This is a genomic window from Alteromonas lipotrueae (assembly GCF_019249215.1).
Taxonomy (GTDB): Bacteria; Pseudomonadota; Gammaproteobacteria; order Enterobacterales; family Alteromonadaceae; genus Alteromonas; species Alteromonas lipotrueae.
In genome coordinates this window covers 1-5,487 of sequence record NZ_JAESDI010000031.1, presented here as the reverse complement: position 1 = coordinate 5,487, position 5,487 = coordinate 1, and the positions used below count along the sequence as shown (strand labels likewise).

4 protein-coding genes and 1 rRNA gene are annotated in these 5,487 nt (G+C 39.6%); 2 read left to right on the top strand and 3 right to left on the bottom strand.

The genetic code is table 11. The features are described 5' to 3' along the window. Positions 1 to 634: 634 nt before the first annotated feature. Positions 635 to 1,168 (bottom strand): PH domain-containing protein, encoded by a 534-nt coding sequence (locus JKP82_RS20575; protein WP_159534789.1) that lies wholly within the window; start codon positions 1,166 to 1,168, stop codon positions 635 to 637. 653 nt (positions 1,169 to 1,821) lie between these two features. On the opposite strand from JKP82_RS20575, the gene JKP82_RS20570 reads away from it, so the two are divergent. Beyond that, positions 1,822 to 2,562 (top strand): putative quinol monooxygenase, encoded by a 741-nt coding sequence (locus JKP82_RS20570; RefSeq protein ID WP_159534787.1) that lies wholly within the window; start codon positions 1,822 to 1,824, stop codon positions 2,560 to 2,562. A gap of 84 nt (positions 2,563 to 2,646) precedes the next feature. Continuing rightward, positions 2,647 to 3,753, top strand: coding sequence for an NHL repeat-containing protein (locus tag JKP82_RS20565; protein ID WP_218398560.1), 1,107 nt, complete (start codon positions 2,647 to 2,649; stop codon positions 3,751 to 3,753). Positions 3,754 to 3,801: 48 nt separating this feature from the next. On the opposite strand, the gene JKP82_RS20560 is transcribed toward JKP82_RS20565, so the two are convergent. Together JKP82_RS20560 and rrf are read right to left on the bottom strand one after the other, a co-directional pair. Beyond that, the gene (locus JKP82_RS20560) at positions 3,802 to 4,719 is read right to left on the bottom strand and encodes a LysR family transcriptional regulator (protein ID WP_218398559.1); all 918 of its coding nucleotides are present in this window, start codon (positions 4,717 to 4,719) and stop codon (positions 3,802 to 3,804) included. A gap of 688 nt (positions 4,720 to 5,407) precedes the next feature. After that, positions 5,408 to 5,487 (bottom strand): 5S ribosomal RNA (gene rrf, locus JKP82_RS21095); the annotation flags it as partial.

Here is a 5,487-nt window from a genome sequence, read left to right as displayed (position 1 = left end):
CTTGTCTAAATTGTTAAAGAACGTGGCTACTTAACGTAACCTCACCGTAAGCCGTTGCTTTTTGGTGACTCACTCTGCTTGAGCGGGAGGCGTATAATACGCTTCTTGTTTTCAGTGTCAACGTTTTTCGTAAATTTCTTTTCGAACCGTTGTTAACTCCGTAGAGCTAATGAAAACCGCTTCTCGTTATTGTTGCCAACTCCTTGAAGCGAGGCGCGCATTCTACGCGAATCAGCTTTTGGATCAACACTTTTCTTAAAATAATTTTATAAAGTTTTTCAAACTAGCTATTCGCCTTCTTTTACACCGGTTTAAGGCTGATTACGCTTTCTTACTGTATTGCTAATCACTCGTATATTGTTAGCAGCGTACTACTCACTTCTCTATATCGTCATAAACCGTCATAGCTCAAAATCAATTGCATAGACTTGGTTCACCTTATGTATTCTATTTACCCACAAGTAATCGCTAAGACAGCCACTGTACTTACTGTGTTTATATTTAACTTCATCTAGGATTTGGCGGGTGACTTAATAGAGATAAATTATCATCTAGAGTACGAGCGGAAGATTGTCTGACTAAGAGGGTATGAGTACTTAAAGCCTGTTACTCCCTCTTCTCATTACAGTAACTTTTACTTTGAATTAACCAACTTCTCTAATAATGCTTCTATCCGCTGTGTACTTTGCAGTAGTAAGGCGAAGTCGTCGTTAGTATTTGTCTCGACTTCTGCCGTATATCTATTTCCCTGAACAGCCTTATCTTTTTGGCTCAAAATGGTTTCTCTAAAATTGATAGCATCTTCAATTCCTATAAGCGAAACAAGTGCGCCCTGAGCTGATTGTCCTGCAGTCTCAAAAGACAACCTGTATAAATTAAACATGCGCATTAACGGGCCTTGGGTCATAGCTACATCTGTTATCTTCTCAAGTGGAATTGTTTTCTCTTCCTTGTTGAAAATACCTTTTTTTACTATAAGTTTTCGTTCGGTGATGATTGCGGACATTGCAGCAATCATTTTACTGCTGATTAGATAAAATATCGGAATGGATATAACAAGTAATGGAATACCAATGACTATAAGCGTTGAGAATAACAACAAGCTTACCAACCAATAGGTTTTGACTGACGGATTGAAGGTTGCTTCTAATACAATTTTCTCAGACATCCTTTTCTCTCTTCTTATCACTATATAGCTCTAATGTGTGGCTTTTAACATAACGATATTGTTAGATATTGTCTTTATCGAAGTGAAACAAGATATTACCGGTTTAATGTTTAACCTCAGACGTCATCTGTTCATAACATGACTCATTTGCGCTTACCTTAGTAGATTTACGTTACATAAGTAGCTTTACATCAATTCAACCGAGTGTAGCAAAATTCTATTTCTCACTAAGCTTTCATAGGCAATTTCTGTGGAATGATTTTGGAATCGCTTGGTGTTCATACTGTTTACCTAAATAGACTTTAATTTGTAATTCTGAATCATAGGGCTCAATGGGACCTGGTAGTCCCATATGTGTCAATTGCGGCCATTACGCACTTGTAATAGTCTCTTCGGCTTAAAATCCAAGGCGGACGTTCATGGATTAATTATTTACCCGCATAAATCAGCGTTTCTGAATCAGCAGATTTTCTGCGTGAGTTACCATCTTACCCACCTCATTATCAACAAAATCTAAGAAGTTTTCACTGATTACCTTCATTATCAAAGCTAATTTCCTCTGTTAATCTTTCTTCCGTCGTTAACTTATCGACTCGATATAAAATTTTTATTACGTCGGAAGAAATAGTGCTTCCACTAAATTGGAGAAAATCATGTTTACGAATTTTGGATGGATTGTTGAAGCAAAGCTTAAAGAGGGTGAGCTAGAAAACTTTAAAGCGGTAATGAATTCGCAAGTGAACCGTGCTTTGAATGAAAAAGGTACGCTCAACTATCAATATTACTTGTCAGACGCCGGCGATATTTTAGTTTACGAGCGTTTTGCTGATGCCGATGCATCACATGAGCATATCGAAAACTGGGATGCTCATGCAGAACGCTGGATTTCAGCGGCGGATCCAACACGCATGCTTCATCTTGGTGACTTGCCAGATGATGTTCGTGAACGTCATGCTTCGCTAGCACCTACTTGGTTAAAGCCTCTGGCTGGTTTTGCAAGAGAAGAGTATGAAGGCAGCCTAATTAAAAATGGAAACGATACTAGCTTCGAAAATTTTGGTTGGATTGTGGAGGCAAAACTGAATCAAGGCCAGTTCGAAGCATTTAAAGAAGTAATGAATTCTCAAGTTGCACGAGCCAAAACAGAAGAAGGCACACTAAACTATCAATATTACCTATCTGACGAGGGTGACATACTAGTTTACGAGCGTTTTCGAGATTTAGAAGCTTCTTTTATTCATATCGAAAACTGGAATGATCATGCCGAACGATGGATTGCAGCAGCAACACCCACCCGTATGGTACACCTAGGTGACTTACCACAAGAGTTACGTGAGATGCACGCTTCACTTTCACCTCTACTACTGAAACCGCTTGGTGGTTTTGCAAAATAGTCAATCTTATGAGTAAGCCGATAAGAGCAATCTAATCGTTATCGGTTGTGTTTAGCACATATGTTAACAATTTAAAGGTACGCCATGAAAACTCTAAACAAATATACAAATTTATTAAGTGTAATGCTTACTATTGTTGCGCTATCAGCATGCTCTCAAACAGTATTAGCCCAGCAACAATACTCGCTGCAAGATTTACCTGCACAATTTAACTCTCCAGCAAGCTTTTCACTTGATTCAGATAACAATATTTTGTTCACATCACCTAACCTACATAACCAGACGCTTGTAGAGCAAGGTGTCTTAACTAAAGCGGCAGCTCCAACGATTGGGCTTATTGATAACAAAAATCAAGTGTCTGTGTGGTACAAATTTAAACAACAGGATTTAGAGCCAAACAGCGGTGTTGTCACTCCCATGGGGATTGCTAAAGGTCCAGATGGAAACATCTATATTGCCGACATGCAATTATGGTTTGGCGGTGAGTCTCGTTTGCTTCGAGTGAATGTTATAGATGGTAAAGCCATTGATGTCGACGTTGTTGCAAAAGGGTTCTCATTTCCTAACGCAGTAGCGTGGAGGGGCAATGATGTGTTTATCTCTGATACGGTACTTTCAACTGAGAAAGGAATATCAACGAAAAGTGGTGTGTATAAATTAAGGATAGATGAACTTAGGGCTGAAAATCCATTACAGATTTCTAAATACCAGAGCAAAAACAACCACGACTCTCACCTATTTGAGATCTTTGAATCAGACGGTAGCCTTAGCTTTGGTGCAAATGGCTTGGCGGTTGACGGGCAGGGCAACCTTTATACCGGTATCATGGAAGACGGTACCATCTACAAAAGCACTTTCAATGAAGATAGCTCTAAGCTTGAAACCACACTGTTTAATAAAGGTTTGATCGCAAGTGATGGCATCCAGTGGGATGCACCTTCTAATGCACTTTACATTACCGATTTATTTGATAATGCCGTTTACCGTATTGATATGAATGGCCAAGCTACATTGCTTGCCAAAAACGGAAATACCGACGGCAGTAATAACATGTTAGATGCGCCTGGAGAAGTTATTGTACGTGGTGGTATTGCCTATGTAACTAATTTTGACGCTGCATTTGGTACGCCAACTATGATTAATACTAAACCAGATACACCTTTTACAATATCAATAGTGCCTATTAAATAATCATCCCTACCGCGGTCATATTAATAAAAGGCCAAATAAATTTGGCCGTTATATTGGAAAACTACTTCCCTGCACCCTATCCCAGTATGGTGGGCTTCCATAACGCTCAGAAAAGTAATCTATAAACGCACGAACTTTAGGGGCAACCAATTTCGAAGAAGGGTAAACAGCCCATATAGAGGCATCAGCCTCTAATGGGTAGTCTTCAAGAATTTTGACTAAGGTCCCAGCTCGTAAATGCTCATAAGCAATCCATGTAGAGCACATTACAATCCCCATCCCGTTCACGCATGCATCGCAAACTGCTTTGCCGTTGTCTGTGGTAAAAGCCCCTCTTGTCTTAATATTTAATAGGCCCTTTGAGGTTCTAAACAGCCAATTGTCATTACCAATTAGGTTAATACAATTATGCTTTGGCAGTGCTTCAGGGGTTGCTGGCCTACCATGCTTTTCAAGGTACTCTGGTGAGGCACAGATAATTCTATTGTCTATAGCGAGTTTCCTGGCTATCAATGCAGAATCTTTAAGCTCAGAATTTCGGATTGCAATATCAAATCCCCCCTCAACAATGTCGACTATTGTATCGCTGAGACGAAGCTCTACAGATAAATCAGGAAAAATTCCCATAAATTCATTTAATGCTGGTATTAAATGTATATGACTAAAAGAAACCGGTGCTGTTATTCGCAATTTTCCACTGGGCTTAGCTCCCCCTCTCACCGACGATACAGCTATGTCCGCCGACACAAGAACATCCCTAGCCTTTGGAAGAAATTCCTCCCCTTCATCGGTAAGCGATACTTTTCGAGTTGTACGATGTATTAGCCGAACACCCAGACTTTCCTCTAACTTACTAAGATGAGCGCTAGCCACAGCCGATGACAAGCCAAATTCAGCCCCAGCTTTAGATATATTTTGAGTGGCAGCTACCCGAGTAAATAGTTTTACATAGTCTAGATTTATCATTATTAGGGACAGAGTTAGGATTGAAGCATAAAAGTAGTATTACTTTACCGTATCACTATAAAAATACATAAGCTAAGTTTACCTTTAGCCTTACTGTCTCTGATAAGATTTGGCGCAGATATGTGTTAAAACTTACTTCCGCTGTTGGCTCGGAATCGATGAGGTGAGCTTAACCAGATTATGTCCGCTTCACGCTCATAGCTTTATGACAGATTAAATCGAAGTTAAATCAGCAAAATTATAAACTAAGTTATACTCTATGAGACTTTAACTATTCCAATAATCGAACTTTATTCTTAAGGTATGTAAGGTAACATCTTCAAGCGTATTCACATCGACTTAAGGGTTGCTCTTCTCTTTCACACTTTTAAATTTAAACGCGTCGAGTATTAGCACTAGTATAGATGTATCGCGTTATCGGTATTCAAGTTGTAGCGCTTAAACTTAAGATATCAAGGCTCACTCCAGTACATATCTAACCGTCTCTTGTTTGTGCTATAGCGAGTACTTTTATTTCTATCATGCATAAAAAAGGGCTATCCGTTAGGCTAGTTATCGTTGTGAAGCAATCGTTGTGTAGCAATTTCTTCGAATGGGACTTGGCTTGCGGCATGCGCTAATACGTTTCACTTTCAATCACGCATAAAAAAAGGGCTATCCGTTAGGATAGCCCTTTCTTCGAATGGGAGCTTGGCAGTGTGCTACTCTCACATGGGGAAACCCCACACTACCATCGCCGCTAATACGTTTCACTTCTGAGTTCGGAAT